Origin of the sequence: Chryseobacterium sp. 1B4, assembly GCF_036631475.1 — a bacterium.
In the GTDB taxonomy this organism is placed as follows: domain Bacteria; phylum Bacteroidota; class Bacteroidia; order Flavobacteriales; family Weeksellaceae; genus Chryseobacterium.
Genome location: NZ_JAPNUF010000008.1, coordinates 82,308 through 97,343, shown reverse-complemented (window position 1 = coordinate 97,343; position 15,036 = coordinate 82,308). Strand labels below are relative to the sequence as shown.

The 15,036-nt window shown below is 36.4% G+C and carries 14 protein-coding genes and 1 pseudogene; 8 read left to right on the top strand and 7 right to left on the bottom strand.

What is annotated here, in order from left to right; genetic code table 11:
- Window positions 1-17 precede the first annotated feature (17 nt).
- Window positions 18-476 (top strand): GyrI-like domain-containing protein, encoded by a 459-nt coding sequence (locus tag OWR28_RS16480; protein ID WP_332387589.1) that lies wholly within the window; start codon window positions 18-20, stop codon window positions 474-476.
- A gap of 138 nt (window positions 477-614) precedes the next feature.
- Here the strand turns inward: OWR28_RS16480 and OWR28_RS16475 are convergent, their stop codons facing one another.
- Window positions 615-971: a diacylglycerol kinase family protein gene (locus OWR28_RS16475; protein ID WP_332387588.1), complete on the bottom strand. Its 357-nt coding sequence runs from the start codon at window positions 969-971 to the stop codon at window positions 615-617.
- 184 nt (window positions 972-1,155) lie between these two features.
- Here OWR28_RS16475 and dnaN point away from each other — a divergent pair, with 184 nt between their 5' ends.
- From dnaN to OWR28_RS16445, 6 genes are all read left to right on the top strand, one after another.
- Window positions 1,156-2,286: a DNA polymerase III subunit beta gene (gene dnaN, locus OWR28_RS16470; RefSeq protein WP_034699704.1), complete on the top strand. Its 1,131-nt coding sequence runs from the start codon at window positions 1,156-1,158 to the stop codon at window positions 2,284-2,286.
- Window positions 2,287-2,620: 334 nt separating this feature from the next.
- On the top strand, window positions 2,621-3,385 hold the full coding sequence (locus OWR28_RS16465; RefSeq protein WP_332387587.1) for a M23 family metallopeptidase: 765 nt from the start codon (window positions 2,621-2,623) through the stop codon (window positions 3,383-3,385).
- 58 nt (window positions 3,386-3,443) lie between these two features.
- On the top strand, window positions 3,444-4,274 hold the full coding sequence (locus OWR28_RS16460) for a helix-turn-helix domain-containing protein (protein ID WP_332387586.1): 831 nt from the start codon (window positions 3,444-3,446) through the stop codon (window positions 4,272-4,274).
- A 63-nt stretch (window positions 4,275-4,337) separates the two neighbouring features.
- Window positions 4,338-4,955 carry a DUF417 family protein gene (locus OWR28_RS16455; protein WP_332387585.1) on the top strand — a complete coding sequence of 206 codons (618 nt, stop codon included), beginning with the start codon at window positions 4,338-4,340 and terminating at the stop codon, window positions 4,953-4,955.
- 204 nt (window positions 4,956-5,159) lie between these two features.
- Window positions 5,160-7,562, top strand: coding sequence for a phenylalanine--tRNA ligase subunit beta (gene pheT / locus OWR28_RS16450; RefSeq protein ID WP_332387584.1), 2,403 nt, complete (start codon window positions 5,160-5,162; stop codon window positions 7,560-7,562).
- 443 nt (window positions 7,563-8,005) lie between these two features.
- Window positions 8,006-8,416, top strand: coding sequence for an META domain-containing protein (locus OWR28_RS16445; RefSeq protein ID WP_002977985.1), 411 nt, complete (start codon window positions 8,006-8,008; stop codon window positions 8,414-8,416).
- A 50-nt stretch (window positions 8,417-8,466) separates the two neighbouring features.
- Here OWR28_RS16445 and OWR28_RS16440 read toward each other — a convergent pair whose 3' ends face one another.
- From OWR28_RS16440 to OWR28_RS16415, 6 genes and pseudogenes are all read right to left on the bottom strand, one after another.
- Window positions 8,467-8,706, bottom strand: a complete 240-nt coding sequence (locus OWR28_RS16440) for a DUF8828 family protein (protein WP_002977986.1) — start codon at window positions 8,704-8,706, stop codon at window positions 8,467-8,469.
- A gap of 51 nt (window positions 8,707-8,757) precedes the next feature.
- A complete protein-coding gene (locus OWR28_RS16435) occupies window positions 8,758-9,648 on the bottom strand; it encodes a 3-hydroxybutyryl-CoA dehydrogenase (RefSeq protein ID WP_332388050.1) in 891 nt (296 codons plus the stop codon).
- Window positions 9,649-9,658: 10 nt separating this feature from the next.
- Window positions 9,659-10,069: a hypothetical protein gene (locus OWR28_RS16430; protein ID WP_332387582.1), complete on the bottom strand. Its 411-nt coding sequence runs from the start codon at window positions 10,067-10,069 to the stop codon at window positions 9,659-9,661.
- 31 nt (window positions 10,070-10,100) lie between these two features.
- Window positions 10,101-10,979 carry a CGA/CIA family class A beta-lactamase gene (gene bla-A / locus OWR28_RS16425; protein ID WP_332387581.1) on the bottom strand — a complete coding sequence of 293 codons (879 nt, stop codon included), beginning with the start codon at window positions 10,977-10,979 and terminating at the stop codon, window positions 10,101-10,103.
- Between the two features lie 65 nt (window positions 10,980-11,044).
- Entirely contained in the window at window positions 11,045-12,775 is a 1,731-nt protein-coding gene (locus OWR28_RS16420) for a cellulase family glycosylhydrolase (protein ID WP_332387580.1), read from the bottom strand.
- Window positions 12,776-13,234: 459 nt separating this feature from the next.
- Window positions 13,235-14,196 (bottom strand): annotated as a pseudogene (locus tag OWR28_RS16415) (Gfo/Idh/MocA family protein).
- Window positions 14,197-14,329: 133 nt separating this feature from the next.
- Between OWR28_RS16415 and OWR28_RS16410 the strand changes: the two are divergent.
- The gene (locus OWR28_RS16410) at window positions 14,330-14,977 is read left to right on the top strand and encodes a hypothetical protein (RefSeq protein WP_332387579.1); all 648 of its coding nucleotides are present in this window, start codon (window positions 14,330-14,332) and stop codon (window positions 14,975-14,977) included.
- The last annotated feature ends 59 nt before the right edge of the window (window positions 14,978-15,036 follow it).

The window sequence follows — 15,036 nt, the reverse complement described above, 5'->3', positions numbered from 1 at the left end:
TACAACAAAAACAAAAAATGAATAAAGTAAAAGTCGGTCCTTTTAATGTGATCGGAATCTCAGTAAGAACAACTAACGAAAATGGACAGGCAGGAAAAGACATCCCTTTATTATGGGAAAAAATGATCAGGGAAGATATCCTCAATTCAATCCCGAACAGGGTAGACAATACCATCTATTCCATTTACACAGATTACGAAAAAGACCATACCAGACCTTATACTACAGTTCTTGGATGTAAAGTGGGAAGTCTTGAGAACATCCCGGAAGGAATGGCTGGTTATTCTTTTGATGGTGGAGATTATATAAAATTTACCACAAAAGGGGATCTTTCAAAAGATTTAGTGATCAACGAGTGGACGAAAATATGGGAAATGGATCTGGAAAGGCTATTTACTGCCGATTTTGAAGCCTATGGAAAAAAAGCACAAAATCCTTCAGACGCAGAAGTAGATATCTTCATCGCTGTCAAATAAAAAGTTAAAGAATAAAAGATCGCTAAACTTCGCAAACTTTCCAACTTAAGACGTGAAATTCCCCTCCACTGGAGGGGTGGCGAAAATTCAAAGAATTTTTGACGGGGTGGTCTGAAACTTCAGCTTCTTTCTTCCGGCTCAGCTGAAAATATATTTACAGTACACCAGAATTCCGACAATCACTGCTGCAATGGCGGTCAGAACTACAGCTCCGGCAGCAATATCCTTAATAAAGCCTATTCTTTTATCGAAGTCAGGTTGAATGATATCACAGATCTTTTCAATAGCCGTATTAAAAATTTCAGCACTCAAAACAGCAAAAGAGACAATGAAAACCAATGCTGCGTCTGTGTTGTTCAGTCTGAAATAGAAAATACAGAAGAGGTTGATGAAGAATATAAAAAGCTCAATCCGGAAATTTCTCTCTGTTTTAATCATCATGAAAACACCTCTGAAAGCATTGAGAAAACTTTTATGGATGGGAGGTTTTTGCATGATTTCCTAAGTTTTTTCACAAATATAGGTCTTGTATTTGATAAAAAAATGTATATCCACAGAAATCTAAGTATAATATCAAGGCTCAAAACAAATTAAGGATCTTTGTTAAAAACTCCTCCATAATATTCTTTTCTTTATTGTATCTATTTATTATATTTGTAGAAACTTATTTTATAAATCTATGAAATTTATTATTTCAAGTGGTGAACTGCAGAAGGCTTTGCAAACTGTAAGTGGCGTAATATCAAGCTCTCAATCGAGACCGATTTTAGAAAACTATCTTTTTGAATTAGACGGAAATAATGTTACCATTACAGCATCTGACGGCGAGACAACTCTTGTTACTTCCCTGGAAGTAAAGTCTGATGATACAGGTAAATTTGCTGTTCCTGCTAAAATTTTTCAGGATTTTATCAAGACTTATGGTGAACAGCCTCTGACATTTGTTGTAAAAGACAATGCCGAAGGTACCGGAAGCCAGCTTGAGATTTTAGATGAAAAAGATAATTTCGCAGTAGCATTAGACAATGCTGATGACTATCCTGAATTACCGGAATTCGACGCTTCACAGAGTGTAACGATGCCGGCAGGAGTTTTGTCTGAAGCTTTGACAAACACACTATTTGCTACAAGTAACGATTCTCTTCGTCCGGTAATGACAGGTGTACTGTTCCAGTTTGGAGAAAATGAAACCAATTTCGTTTCTACAGACTCCCACAGATTAGTGGTGTATAAAAGAGCAGACCTTATGAATGCTGAGCCGATGGAGTTTATCATGCCTAAAAAGCCTCTTAACATTTTCAAAAATATCCTGGCAAGTTCCAATGAAGACGTTACCATCGACTTCAATGAGAATATGGCTAAATTTACTTTTGGTAAGCATATCTGGATCTGCAGACTGATCGATGGTAAATATCCGAACTATACAGCGGTAATTCCAAAGGAAAATCCAAATGTATTGACAATCAACAGAAACCTGTTGTTAGGAGCGATCAAAAGAGCATCTATCATGTCCAACAAATCTACCAACCAGGTAAGATTTAAGCTTTCCGGAAATATTCTTCACCTTCATGCAGAAGATACTGAATATGCAAACAAAGCAGACATGCAGATTCCATGTGATTACAACGGTGAAGATATCAATATCGGATTCAGTTCCAAATTCTTAACTGAAATGCTGACCATTTTAGGATCTGACGATATCACAATGAAAATGTCTCAGCCTAACAGACCGGGGATCATTGAACCTCTTGATGGTCTTGAAGAAAATGAAAATATCTTAATGTTATCAATGCCGGTAATCGGATTGTAATAGTAAGATGACAAATAATAGAAAGCCGGAATTTTCCGGCTTTTTTTGTAATCCTGCCTTCCGATTTATAGTTGAAAGAGGTGGAATCTACTTAGAAATCAGGAGCATCAGGAAAATTTAAATGTAATCCGATAGAGAACCAGACAATTCATGCGAGTTTGGAAATTTTAGGAAGACATTCAAATTTTTAGCGGATGATTCCCGACTTGAAATTTTGTATATTTTTGCTTCAGGGTAAAAGTATAGTAAAAACATTTTAATAAACATGAAAAAAATAACAATTCTCGGATCACTTATTTGCTCTCTATGGGCTTTTTCGCAAAAGAGTGCGAAAATGTACTATGAGCACACAAAAGATATTATCACTTACTATGCTGATAATATTGAAATCTATCCAATTTCAATAACGTTCTCCGAACAGCCGGAAACAGAAAATCTGAAGAGTCCCGAAGCATTTAAAATGATCAGAGTACTGCCTCCCAAATCAACGAAAAACAGAATTGCTTATTTTGTTGTCAATGATAAAAGAAAAGGGTGGAAAATCAAGAAAATGCCTGCTTACTACACTTTGGCTGGAGATGCTACAATAAAGACCTATGATGCTGACTATACCTATGATCTGCCTTTTCAAAAAGGGAAATCCTTTAATGTTTATCAGGGGTACAATGGAATGTTTTCTCATCAGAATGAAAACTCTTTAGATTTTGTAATGCCTGAAGGAACCGAAATTACAGCGGCAAGAGAAGGTAAAGTCATTGATGCTGTTCAGAGTAATAATACGGGATGTCCTACATCAAGTTGTGCTAATCAGGCTAATTATATTTCAATTTTACATTCGGATGGAACGATTGCGCAGTATTTTCACCTGAAACAAAATGGAGTTAAAGTTAAAATTGGAGATGAAGTTAAAAAAGGTGATTTAATAGGACTGAGTGGCAATACAGGCTGGACAAACGGCCCACATTTACATTTCCAATGCTTTCTTCCCGATCCTTCAAAACCTAAACAGAAGAATACGCTCAAAACTCTTTTCAGAACCGGTAACGGAAGCAAAACAGAATATCTTACAGAGAAAAGAACATATTCAAAAGAGTACTGAAAAGATAGTGTTTATTTGTGAGTCTATTAGTGTCATTAGTGTTTAAAAAGATTCAATCATGCAAATAAAAATCCACTCTTACCACACTTCGGATTTTCCCTCGGAATTCACTACTGAAAACTATAGCGTTTTTCTGTGGAAGGGTTCCGGTATTTTCTCAGTAGATGGCATCAACTATTCTTACAGCGGATACAATATTCTGTTTCTTTCTCCTTACCAGAAGTTGAAGCTGGCTTCTGAATCCGAGGAAGATATTCATGTGCTTTTCTTTCATGGCGATTATTACTGTATAGAATATCACAAAGAGGAAGTAGCTTGTAACGGACTTCTTTTCAATAATATTTACCTGAATCCGGGAGTTGAATTGACAGAGGAAAGCTATCATTATATTCTCGAACTTTTCAGTCACATCAAAAAAGAAGAATCGGAAAAACATCAGTTTTCAGAATCCATTATCAAAACTTATATACAGCTTATCCTTGCCATTGGAAGCAAACAGAAAAGCAGTATTGAAAAAAGCGTGATTACAGGTGATAAAATTCCCAATAAAAATGCTGCAGAATTTCAGAAACTGCTGGAATCCCATTTTAAAGATGAAAAGGAACTGTCATTTTACAGTGACAAACTGAAGATTACCAATAATACATTAAGCAAAGCGGTAAAGAAAGAATTTGCCAAAACACCTACTCAGCTTATCAATGAAAGAATTATCCTGGAATCTAAAAAACTGTTGCATTTAACCTACAGATCTGTCAAGGAAATTGCTTCAGAGCTGGGATTTGCAGATGAATTTTATTTCAGCAGGTATTTCAAAAAATCGGTGGGCTGCTCACCTAAAAATTACAGAGAAAAAGTTGGGATCTCGGTGGTGGCGAAAATGTCCATGTAATGTCCTGAAATGTCTATGTTGGCGCTGTATGCATGTGGATACCTTTGTTAAAAAAATAATCACATGAAAAATAACAGACTTTACGACCAACTACTACAATGGGATACATATTTTTTCAATTTTCTCAGAATTTCAATTTTCATTGTTATGGCCTGGATTGGAGGCCTGAAGGCATTTCATTACGAAGCCGACGGAATTGTACCTTTCGTAGCCAACAGCCCGCTGATGAGTTTCTTCTACAAAAATGCAGGCAATAAAGTCCTTAATAAAGATCAAAAGCTGGTCGCAGAATATACCCTGTACAAAAATCCGGAAGGGAAGATCATTCAGAAAAATATTGACTGGCAAAAGGAAAACAGAACGTATGCCTTTTCCTATGGCTTGGGAACCACGATAGTAGTGATAGGATTTCTTGTACTGCTTGGAATTTGGTTTCCTAAAATAGGAGCCGTTGGGGGAGCCTTAACATTTTTAATGTCATTGGTTACCCTGTCATTTCTGATCACGACCCCTGAAGTTTACGTCCCCAATCTGGGTGGAGATTACGCTACACCTCAATATGGTTTTCCCTATCTGTCCGGAGCAGGACGTCTTGTATTGAAGGATATTATCATGATGGCCGGAGGGTTGGTATTATTTTCTGATAGCCTGAAGAAGCTGGTAAGACCGTCGGACCAATAGTTTCCATAATTAGTAACAGAAAGATTAACGAAAATTTATTATCTTAAAATCGCTTCTAAATTTCTCTATTTCTCAAAAAAACACGACATTTGTAGCTCGAAAAATTGCACTTGAATAAGGTGTGGGATTTCAAATAAAGTTTCAAATTGAGCAGATGAACCCTTAATTTCATCTGACGAATTAAATAAGTAGATAGATTAACAAATGAAAATATCAAACAACTGGCTGAAGGACTTTGTAAAAACGGAATTAAAAACTGAAAGAATCGGTGAGTTCCTTACAGATATAGGTCTTGAAGTTGAAGGGATAGATAAATTTGAAAGTGTAAAAGGAAGCCTGGAAGGAATTGTTGTAGGTAAAGTATTAACCTGCGAAAAACATCCCAATGCTGACAAACTGAAGAAGACAACAGTAGATGTAGGAAACGGAAAAGTACTGAACATTGTTTGCGGAGCTCCTAACGTAGAAGCAGGGCAGACTGTTCCTGTGGCAGTTGTCGGAACTAAAATCTATGACAAAACAGGAAACTTTTTTGAAATCAAAGAAGCAAAAATCAGAGGAGAAGTTTCTCAGGGTATGATCTGTGCTGAAGATGAATTAGGTCTTAGCGATGATCACGGAGGAATTATGGTGCTGGACGAAACAAAATATGAGGTAGGGAAAAACTTTGCAGATTATTTTGAGTTAACTAATGATGAGGTTTTTGAAATCGGATTAACACCCAACAGAACAGACGCAATGTCTCACTATGGTGTTGCAAGAGATTTACATGCTTATCTTTCTACAAACCAGCTAAAGTCTCAGTTTAATAAAGTAGCTTCCGAAGCTTTGAATGGCGAGGGAACTCATGACTTCAAGCTTGAAATTGAAGATGCTGAACTGTGCCCAAGATATATCGGAGCTGTTATTGAAGATGTAAAAATAGCTGAATCACCATCATGGCTGAAGGACAGGCTGAAAGCGATTGGGTTAAGCCCGATCAATAATGTTGTAGATATTACGAACTATATTCTTCACGGTTACGGACAACCGCTTCACGCATTTGATGCAGATAAAATTGCAGACAAAAAAGTGAAAGTAGGCGTTGTAAAGCCGGGAACGAAGTTTACTACCTTAGATGGTGTAGAAAGAACATTGAACGGTTCTGAAATCATGATCAAAGACGGTAAAGATAACCCAATGTGTATTGCCGGAGTATTCGGTGGTGAAAAGTCAGGAGTATCTGAAACTACCAGAACAATATTCCTGGAAAGTGCTTATTTTAACCCGATTGCGGTAAGAAAAGGGGCAAAAGCGCACAGCCTGAATACAGATGCTTCTTTCAGGTTTGAAAGAGGAGTAGACCCGAATATTACAAGGACAGCAATTACCCATGCGATCAAAATGATTCAGGAAATTGCTGAAGGGAAGTTAGTAGGAGAGTTACTGGAAGAATATCCTAAGAAAATAGAAGATAACTATGTGATCCTGAGATTCTCTAAAATTGAACAGATTTTAGGAACAAAAATCCATAGAGAAAAAGTAAAGGAAATTCTAAAAGCATTGGAAATTCAGGTTCTGAATGAAATTCCTAATGGTTTTGAAATCTCCGTTCCTGCTTACAGAGCAGATGTAACAAGAGAAATTGATGTGATTGAAGAGATCTTAAGAATTTACGGATACAATAAAATTGATGCTCCACAGAAGATTTCGTTTACTCCTGTTAAGTTAAGTGCAAACGATCAGGACGAACTGGAGAACAGCTGGGCAAGAACTTTACAGGGGCTTGGTTTCAACGAAGTGATGAACAACTCATTAACCTCTGTAAAAGATGAAACTGATGCCGTAAAACTATTGAATCCTTTAAGCGGAGATCTGGCGTTCATGAGAAAGTCTTTGCTGGAAGGGCTTCTTCAGAATACAGTATATAACATCAACCGAAAAAATCAGGATATCAAGTTCTTCGAATTAGGAAAAATTTATCACAAAAAAGATAAATACGAAGAAAGAAAACAGTTGGCATTATTGGTTTCAGGAAGAGATGTTGCAGAAAACTGGCTCCAGCCAAAATCTGCAGTAAGTTTCTATAACCTTAAAGCTTATGTTAAAGTTTTATTGGAAAGACTTGCTGTAAATTATAAGGAAGTGGCATTAACGGATGACAGATTCTCTGATGCATTGGTATATGAGGCAGAAGGTAAAGCATTGGTACGAATCGGAAAAGTAGCACCTGCTTTATTGAAAGATTTTGATATCGATCAGGATTGTTTCTATGCGGAAATTGAACTGGAATATGCTCAGGAACTTCGTTCTAAAAATGAACTGAAATTCAAAGATATTCCGAAATTCAACAAGATCAGAAGAGACCTGGCTTTATTGATTGATAAAACGGTAAACTATCAGGATCTATATCAGACTGCCAAAAAGAATAAATCTCCATTCATTAAGAGCATTAACCTGTTTGATGTGTATGAAGGGAAAAATCTTCCTGAAGGCAAGAAGTCTTACGCCATGAGCTTCGAGCTGCTAAACGAAGAGAAAACACTGGAAGAAAAAGAAATTACAGAAGTAATGGATTCTTTAATCAAATCTTTCCAGAAAGAATTCAATGCTGAGTTGAGATCTTAATATTTGAAAATAGATATTTCAACATAAATAGAAACGGACTTTTAAAGTCCGTTTTTTTGTTTTGAATCTTTTTTTACATATCCCGGATTAATATGTTTTGGCTAAAGCCATTGGATTGTTGGCTATTTTAAGTAAACGGGCTAAAGCCCGTTCCTGTTGAATTAGCTGTATTCTGTGAATGCTTTTCTGGTCAGTTTATCCTCAATCTTGTCTGGTCAGTCTACCCTCAATCTTTGTCACTCCGTAGGAGTCTCAGCGCTCTTTATATGCTAATTGTAATAGAGATTCTTTGGAAGGACAGAGCACTGGAAATTTCATATTTAAGCCTTTGAAAATAACCGGAAAATATTCAAACTAACAAGTGTTAAAGAATAATAAAATTCACGGCAGCCCGTTTAAATAATATAATTTCCGTAAATTTGGGTTAATTCAAAAAGAAAAAAATGAAAAATCTTTTTTTAAGTATATGTACAGCTGCAGTACTGGCTTCATGCGGATCAATGACAAGCCCTTCTGCATCTAAAGTAGGAAAAGCTCAGCCTGCTCTTGCCAATACAAAATGGACACTGGCTGAAACGGTAAAAGGTAAAGTTCCGACATTGAATATTGAAGGAGAGAAAATCACAGGAAATGCAGGGTGTAACAACTATTTCGGAACTGCCAGCATAGATCCGTCTACAGGTAGTTTTACAGCAGGGCAGATGGGATCCACCAAAATGATGTGCAATAACATCGGGGTAGAGCAGAACTTTATGGATATGATGGGAAAAGCAAACAAATATGTAATTTCCGGGAATACTTTAGAATTGTATAAAGACAATCTTCTGTTACTGAAATTTACCAAATCAGAATAAAAAACAAAAGGAACTCAATATTGAGTTCCTTTTTTATGTTTGGAGTGTTATTAATCTTCCTCTTCTTCGTCGTACTTAGCCAACTCTTCGTCGCACCATTTGAACGCTGCTTCTACTACTTTAGTCGCTTCGTCTGCCATAGTTTCTTCATCATCACCTTCAAGATCATCTAACCACTCAACTTCTTCTTCCTCAACGTTTAAGATAAATCTTGGATATTCTGTGTGAACTACGAATAGATCCTCTGGAAATTCCGAATTATCTGCTAATAAAAACTTTGGTAATTTCATTTTTTTAATGTTTTAACTTTCTCAAAGATAAATAAAATTATTGACTTAAAATTACTTCAAAAACATTTTTGAAACTTTTTCAGCTTTTTTGCTTTCAGAATAATCGTAGAAACCTTCTCCTGATTTTACACCAAGTTTCCCTGCTGTTACCATATTTACCAATAACGGATTGGGTGCATACTTTGGATTTTTGAATCCGTCATACATAACATTCAGGATAGCAAGACATACATCAAGACCAATAAAATCTGCAAGCTGAAGAGGACCCATCGGATGAGCCATTCCCAGTTTCATTACGGTATCAATTTCTTCTACGCCAGCCACACCGTTATAAAGTGTTTCGATAGACTCATTGATCATAGGCATTAAAATTCTGTTCGCTACAAAACCAGGGTAATCATTCACCTCTACAGGAACTTTCCCTAAAGTCTTACTCATTTCATAGATTGCATCGAAAGTCTCCTTGGAAGTGGAATATCCTTTGATGATCTCTACCAGCTTCATGATAGGAACCGGGTTCATAAAGTGCATACCGATTACCTTATCAGCTCTTTTGGTAGCTGCCGCAATTTTTGTAATAGAAATAGAAGAAGTATTGGTGGCAAGAATACAATTGGCAGGAGCCAGTTCATCCATCTGACCGAAGATCTTCAGTTTAAGATCAAGATTTTCAGTGGCAGCTTCTACGATAAGGTCTGCAGTGCCTACAGCATCATTCAGTGCTGTAAAGGTAGTAATGTTCCCTAATGTTTCTGCTTTTTGCTCTTCTGTAAGATTTCCTTTTGCAATGATTCTGTCAAGATTCGTAGTAATGGTTTTTAAACCTCTGTCCAGAGCTTCCTGAGATACATCTACAAGATTTACTTTAAAACCGCTTTGCGCGAAAGTATGTGCAATACCATTTCCCATGGTTCCCGCTCCGATAACTACAATGTTTTTAATCATTTTTCCTTTATTTTTTATAGATAGTTAAATTTTTTGCTTGTGCAAGATCCGATTGTGAAACCGTAACTGACGGATCAAAACTAACATTTCCTTTGCTGCTTTGTTCTTTGTTGTTGTTCTGATTCGAAACTGTAGCCGTAAGTCCTCTTACAAGCCTGCTTCTCTGATTTTTTGTCAGAAAGTCTGTACCAACATACAATGTGTATTCACCTTCCCTGCCCATTCCTTTTTGTATCAGGATTTCCAGACTTTTGATCTGGTATTTTCTCTTAAATTCTTTCAGAAAACTGATGACAGGCTTATCAGACGAAGGACCGCAGCAGACACTTCCATAGCTGACTTCTAAATAATTCTGATTCTTCTGTGAGTAAAAGAAAGTGAATGCAAACAGAGCAGTTGTTACTATTATTTTTTTCATGTTAAATCGCTTTAAAAATAAGCTTAAAATTTTATTTATTAAAATATTCCCAAACCTCCTTCGAAATATCAGAAATCATCCTGCAGTTTACGACATCCGTTTCCATTGAATTACTGACAAATACAGCTAATGCATAATGTTTCCCGTTGGGTAAAGTAACGATTCCGATTTCATTTTCTGCGCCTGTTAAGCCTGCTTTATTTTTCCCTGAAGCTCCCGTTTTTCTTGCGACAGGTGTGTTTTTGGGAAGTTGTTCAACTATTTTATTTAATCCGGTTGAAGTAGAAAGCATTACTTTCATCAGATACTCTGTAGATTTTTTGGATAATAACTTTCCGTCATAAAACTTTTTCAGGACATCAGCAGCGGATTTTGTTGTGCTGTAATTTTCATACTGAACATTCCAGTCTTTATGCATATCCTCTTCATTGTATTTGATCTGAAAACCTTTTACTCCTTTAGAATCCATGAATTTTTGAACAACCTGGGTTCCTCCCAACAGCTTCAGAAGAATATCACAGCCATTATTGTCACTTTTGGCAACCGTATATTCAATCACTTCGCTTAACGGAATTTCAACATTTCCGGCCGGATATTTATCACGAAGCGGCGACCATGTATTTTCCAGTAAATTCGATTTGTCCAGCATAATTTTCTGATCCAGAGAAAGTTTTCCCTGATCTGCAGCATTCAGAACTGCTGCTGCAATGTGAAATTTAAACACACTTTGCATCGGGAGTTTTTTATCTCCGTTTTTATCGTACTTAAAGCCATTTTCAAAACCAAGAACAGAAATACCAACCGTAGCTTTTTTGTTCTTAATGACCGAATTAATTTTTTGTTCCAATAAAGAGGTCTGAGCCCATGAAAATGCTGAAATCAGAAGAAAAAGAAGTGCTGTTTTTTTCATAATACGGAAATTAAAAAGCTCTCTTCAGAAGATGAGAAGAGAGCTGCAATTTAAGACAATTATTACTATTTTAATTCAAAATAATTCAGATTGGCACCATCACTTTCAAAGAAAATTCTGATTTTGTTTTCTCCCTTCTGAAGCGGAACGTTTTTTACAGAAACTGTTTTCCAGTTTTCATTTCCCCCGCTGGATGGTAGTGATACATTGGCCAGGACTTTTCCGGAAGCGGTCTCAATTCTTACATTAGAATCTTTTGCTCCCGAATATCTGATATCAAATGTATAATTTTTATCCCCTTTTGACTGCACCGTATACTGCAGCCATTCTCCGGATTCTGTTTTCCCTACATAATATTGATTCGTAATCTTATCATTACACTTATAGAGGTCTACACCATCATTTCTCATTTGCTGTCCAAAATTCCATTCTGATCTTTTGGCCGGATCACTTACCCAAAGATTAATGAAATCCTTATCCAGATAAGCTGAGCCCATTCTTCCAAAGTCATATTCTGAAGCAAATATTCTTCCCGGAGCCTGATGATCTTTAAATGGCATTGTTGAAGCATCTGTTGTCTGCCTGAACATTGCGTCAATAACATCTTTTTTAACTTCCGTATTGCTCAGTTTGTAATGATCGGCAATCTGCATTAATGCTTTCTGGGCATATTCTTTTGTTGGCTTTTCTCCGCCGTTTTTCCAGTAATCCAATAGCTTTTCATATTCAGGGGTGATTTTTACATTCGCAATTCCGGCAATATTATCAATCTTTTTCATAGGCCAGAAAGCATATCCGATATTATGCTTATCCAGAAGCTGTATCAGTTCGGTAAACCAGACGTTGGAATTCTCACCGGTCTCACCCAGCCAGATCGGAATATTATGTTTTTCCCTGAGATCTAGTGCAAATTTTAACGTTTGATCATCATTATAATTCCAGTATTTGTGGAAACTGAAAGCCATATTGTTATCCCAAAGCGCAGGAAGCCCGTTGTAATTATTTCCCCATCCGTTGCCTTCAATGAAGATCATATGTTTTTTATCAACTGCTCTGATTGCAGCAGTGATATCTTTCTGCAGTTTCCAAAGCGGGGCATTCGACATTTCATCTGTACCATTTGGATTTTTGCCTGTAAAATTAATATTAGGCTCGTTAATCAGGTCATATCCTCCGATCCAGGGATGATCCTTATATCTTTCTGCCAGTTTTTTCCATAACGCTATTGTTTTTCTTTGATTTTCTTCACTTTCCCAAAGAGATGGTTTAGACTTATCATTATCCGAAATGTTGACATCATTTCCCTGACCCCCCGGCGCAGCATGAAGATCCAGGATCAGATATATTTTATTGTCTGCACACCATTTTAATAATTCATCTGTCATTTTAAAACCTTCTTCCAGCCAGGTATCTTTCCCTTTTACCGGCTCCTTTTCAATCGGAAGGGTATAAAGGTTGTAATGCATCGGAAGCCTTATCGAATTAAATCCGGATTTGGCCAGCAGATCAATATCCTGTTTGGTAATACCGTTTTTCAGGTAAGCTTTGTAAAACGCATTCATGCCGTCTTCACCAATTAACTCCGCAATTTTTTCCTTAATCTTATACTGCGGACCCGCAAAATCAGCAGTTTTCAGCATATAACCTTCCTGAAGCATCCAGCCGCCAAGGCCAAGACCTCTCAGCTGAACATTTTCACCTTTATCATTAACAATTTTTTGTCCGGAAGTCTTCAATAATTGTGATGTCCCAAATTGAGACAATAAAAACGCGGATAGTAGAATAGCTCTTTTCATAGTGGTTTCAATGGTTTAAAATAATAGGGAAATATTAGAAATTATCATGAATGATGCCAGCACACAATGAATCTGTATTCAGTTCATTTATTGTATCAGATATCCATATATGTAAAATAAAATCTTTCAATATTGTATTGAATTATTCTCCAAATATATTGTTTTTTTATTTTGAAAAGATTTTTTATTGGTAAATCTGTAATTATTAATAAACCGTTTTTCTTTTATATAAGTTTCTTAAAAGACAAATTATACATTAATTAATAAACCCGCAGCTTCATCAAATCGATTGAAAATCGATTCTTCCTTTGTTTCCTTAAAATAATGCGTTACTGAAAATAAAGCCTTTGCGTGTAAGTTTGCAATAAATAACATCAAAAATTAAAAATGCTATCTTATAACTGATTACTCAGGATTATAAGATAGCATTTAATTATTGCTTAGAAAAGTAATATATTTTTAACTGATCAGTTTCATGATCTCTAAAGCCACTTTTAACGCTTCAGTTCCGTCCTCCAGAGAAACCTCAACATTTTTATCCCCTGTGATGGCATCTGCAAAAGAGTTTAATTCATCCAAAATTGCATTGTTAGGCTGAATATTCGGATATTCGAATAAGATCTGATTCTTTTCCCCATCTGCATTTTCAATGATCATATCAAATGGAGTAGGATTTTCAGGAGCATCTTTCATTCTGATCACTTCTGCCTTTTTTCAAGGAAATCAACAGAAATATAAGCATCTTTCTGGAAAAATCTGCTTTTTCTCATGGCTTTCATAGAAATTCTTGAAGTCGTAAGATTAGCTACGCATCCGTTTTCAAATTCTATTCTTGCATTGGCAATATCCGGAGTCTTGCTTACTACACAGACACCACTTGCGTGGATGTTTTTAACCTTGGATTTTGCCATACTCAACAGAATATCCAGATCGTGGATCATCAGGTCCAGTACAACAGAAACATCCGTACCGCGTGGATTGAATTCTGCCAGCCTGTGGATTTCAATGAACATCGGATTGCTGATGTATTCCTTAGTCGCTATAAAAGCGGGATTGTATCTCTCAACATGTCCTACCTGTGCCTTGATTCCTTTTTCCTGGCATAAACGTAAAATTTCTTCTGCCTGCTCAAGAGTCTGGGTTACCGGTTTTTCAATAAAGAAGTGAAGTCCTTTTTCAATGGCTTTTAATGCATAATCATAATGATAAATCGTCGGGGTGACAATATCCAGCATATCGATCTGCTGCAGTAAATCATCAAAATTTTCAAAATATTTATACCCGAATTCGGCTTCTAATTTCTTTCCGTTTTCAACATCTTTATCATGGAAACCTACAAACGCATATCTATCTGACTGATTAAGAAGTTTTAAATGTATTTTTCCCAAGTGTCCGGCACCTACCAAACCTGCTTTTAACATAGCTGTATTAAATTTTTGTAAAGATAGTGAATGTACATTTATTAATACATGACTTTTTACTTGGAGATTTTTAAGATTAAACACATCTGTTCATTAAAGAAATTGCAGTAAATTCAAGGCCTGAAAAATAACTATGAAAAGAATAATTTCGATTGTACTCATCTTTGGATTATGCACTGCCGGATGTATAGGAGATAGTCCATATGACCCGCAGGCTAAATGTGGAACTCCTGCAAACCTGATATTTGAAAAAGCAAATAACCTGCTTTCCTGGAACATGATCAGTCAGGGCGAAGGATATTATGAAGTACAGTATGGAGAGCAGGGTTTCATTTTAGGAAAGGGAACAACCGTTGTAACCAGTAAGAATTCCTGCCATCTCCCTCTATATAAAAATAATAAATATGATCTTTATGTAAGAAAAAACTGCGGAGCAGACAATGGCCGGAGCAACTGGGCAGGACCTGTTACCGTATTGGCGGCTAATACAACCACCTGTATAAAACCTGCGTATGCAACCTATTCAAAAACAACCTTTTCTGTTAATTCTTCTGTTTTTGATGCTACAGTAACCTGGGAAAGTGATGGCGTTTCCATATATGAAACTGTTTTGACAACCAGTCCTGTGCCACCGGCAAGCGGAGAACAGGTGATTTCAGGTCAAAAAGCTGTTTATATAGGATTAAGTAAAACAGTGAATTATAACTTTTTTGTGAGAAAAAGATGTGCAGATAACACCTTCAGTGATTTTTCCGGGCCTTATCCGATAAAATGGAATTAAAAAATAAAAAGAAAAGCAGTTAACAAATGACTGCTGTGTTTTTGTGGATAATTCTTTCT